We start from the raw sequence: 2,260 nt of genomic DNA on the forward strand, positions 1-2,260 counted from the left end.
GACTGCCAACGCTTGACACTCTCAACTCAGTTTAGCTTCAGTGATTTAGGTGGTAGGTTTGAGTATATTGGCAGCGTTGCCAGCTACTTAATTGGGCGTTAGTTGGCACATAATCAACCTATGAGTTCACATCAATAAAAAGGAATTTATTATGTTTAGAGTCATTAAATTCATACTAATCTGTAATCTCGTTTCGGTTGCACTTGTCTATGGTATTGAAAAATATACAGGTTTCTTTGGGCTGAGATATGTTTCAGATTATGCGTTTTTCGTTGTAGCTTTGATTTGGGGTATTACGGCACTATTTTACATATACTCTCCAAATGCAGGGTATGGTGATGACAGAGTCGATCGTAAGACAACCTCAATGGTTGATACTTCAGTTGCAGATGAAATTGACGACCATCGGTTTGCTGAAAATACGGTCTTATGTGTCAAGCTATTTGTTTCAGGTATCCCAGCATTTTTCGTAAGCTTTTTCTCTGGGTCGTTATTTGGTGCTTGAAATACGTTTGGTGGGAAAATGTGCAACTAACAAAGCATTTAAGAGTGATTCGCAACGCTTGGCGTTTTCGCTTCGCTCAAGTATAGCCAAGCATCGCTCACACCTTAATGCGGCGTTATGGCACAGGGCAAAATTCAGCAAAGGGAACTAGATGAGTGATAAAGTGAAAGTAGCCTTGAAGTGGCTGAAAGGACTTTTGGATGCAGAGAGAATTGAGTACCAAATTGTCGGTGGACTAGCTGCAACTATTCATGGTGGCAGCCGTGAAATTGCTGACATTGACCTTTATATCCACAACTCTGATGCAAATAAGCTCTTGGCTCACGTATCTCAATTCATATCTAAACCGTTAACTCATTATACAGAATACGGTTGGGATTTAGAGTATTTCCAATTGGTTTACCAAAATCAAAAAATTGAAATCGGTTTATCTCAAAATACAAAGATCCAATCGGCTTTAGACGGTTCTTGGTATCAGCTTGAAATTGATTATTCAGCGTCAGTTGAAAAAGCCTATCAAGGCATCGTATTGCCAGTAATCCCAGTCCATCACTTAGTTGAGTACAAGCAAATATTGGGTAGGGAAGTCGATCTAATTGACATACAAGAACTAACGTTGAGTTCAGCGCCATAACAAACAATTTAAGCTGACAGCCAACGCGCGGCATTTTCATCTCCAAACAGTTTGGGTGAAATCGGTGCGTTGCTTTGGGTTCAGGTTTGCGTTGGTCTGCAACTTAATTGGGCGTTATCAGAGAATCAAAAAAAGAAGTTTGCCTTTGATTTGCATAAGAAGCTATATGACGATAGTGCGAAAGTATTGAAGTCTGTGAACCGGACGTACTTGGATCTATATGGCGTTTATGGAAAAGATTTTGCTTTAACACCAACACAGTTGTCGGATAAACATAGAGCTTTTAAGAAATCTCTTGAACTATACCTTGAATATATAGATGAGCTTGAAAGGTATGGTTCAACTGAGCAAGTTCAAGTAATAAATAACCATCGTGAATGGCTATGGGGAATTTACGCTGAATTAGACCTGCAACTAAAACTTTCGGAACAAGTAGTGAAAAGAGCAAAGGATCTACTACTTGTTGAAGATGTAAAAAGTGAATGGTTTGCAAGTCTTAACGCAGGTCTTGAATCTGATATTGAGAGGTTAGTAAGAAATGAAAATAGAATCTATTATGCAATAGGTCATTTTAAAAAGCCTGTAGTTGATGGTATTGAACAATACGTAAACCATACATTCAGAACATCATTGAATATATCGCCTACAACTGACATGGCTTTAAAGATAAACTCACTTCAAGGTTTAATTGATAAGAGTAATAATTTTAAATATAAGGAAAAAGCTCTACCGTTTTTCTTTGCTGAGGGACGTGTGTTTCAATCCCCAGAACTGGAATTCCAGGGAGATGATTCAGTCATGGAGCATAAAAATGGTATTTTGGCATATAACATGAAAATGAAGTTTTTGACTGAGGTATTGGAAACTGACGAGTATCTGAGAAATGTTCTTGAAGAGCGTAAGAAAAACGCCACCAGAAGTGAACCTGAAAGCTAACAAAGCATTTAAGAGTGATTCGCAACGCTTGGCAGTTTCGCTTCGCTCAAGTATAGCCAAACGCTGCTCACACCTTAATGCGGCGTTATGTACTAGGAGGTAATTATCGATACTTACATTAAATTGAACTTTAGAAAGTATGTCTTATCTGAGTTTGTATTTATCATAACTTTATTGGGTTTTTT

The 2,260-nt window shown here is 38.1% G+C and carries 3 protein-coding genes; all 3 read left to right on the forward strand.

Annotated elements, in window-relative coordinates; translation table 11 throughout:
* The first annotated feature begins 151 nt into the window (after window positions 1-151).
* Complete coding sequence (locus F0226_RS22305) at window positions 152-505, forward strand: hypothetical protein (protein WP_171737682.1); 354 nt, start codon at window positions 152-154, stop codon at window positions 503-505.
* Window positions 506-656: 151 nt separating this feature from the next.
* Window positions 657-1,139 (forward strand): MazG-related protein, encoded by a 483-nt coding sequence (locus F0226_RS22310; protein ID WP_171737683.1) that lies wholly within the window; start codon window positions 657-659, stop codon window positions 1,137-1,139.
* 51 nt (window positions 1,140-1,190) lie between these two features.
* On the forward strand, window positions 1,191-2,075 hold the full coding sequence (locus F0226_RS22315; protein ID WP_171737684.1) for a hypothetical protein: 885 nt from the start codon (window positions 1,191-1,193) through the stop codon (window positions 2,073-2,075).
* Window positions 2,076-2,260 lie beyond the last annotated feature (185 nt).

Source organism: Vibrio sp. 99-70-13A1 (assembly GCF_013114625.1).
In the GTDB taxonomy this organism is placed as follows: domain Bacteria; phylum Pseudomonadota; class Gammaproteobacteria; order Enterobacterales; family Vibrionaceae; genus Vibrio.

What these genes read in the sequence shown, in the direction of transcription:
- F0226_RS22305 (WP_171737682.1), top strand. Translation starts at nt 152, where the DNA reads ATGTTTAGAGTCATTAAATTCATACTAATCTGTAATCTCGTTTCGGTT.
- F0226_RS22310 (WP_171737683.1), top strand. Translation starts at nt 657, where the DNA reads ATGAGTGATAAAGTGAAAGTAGCCTTGAAGTGGCTGAAAGGACTTTTG.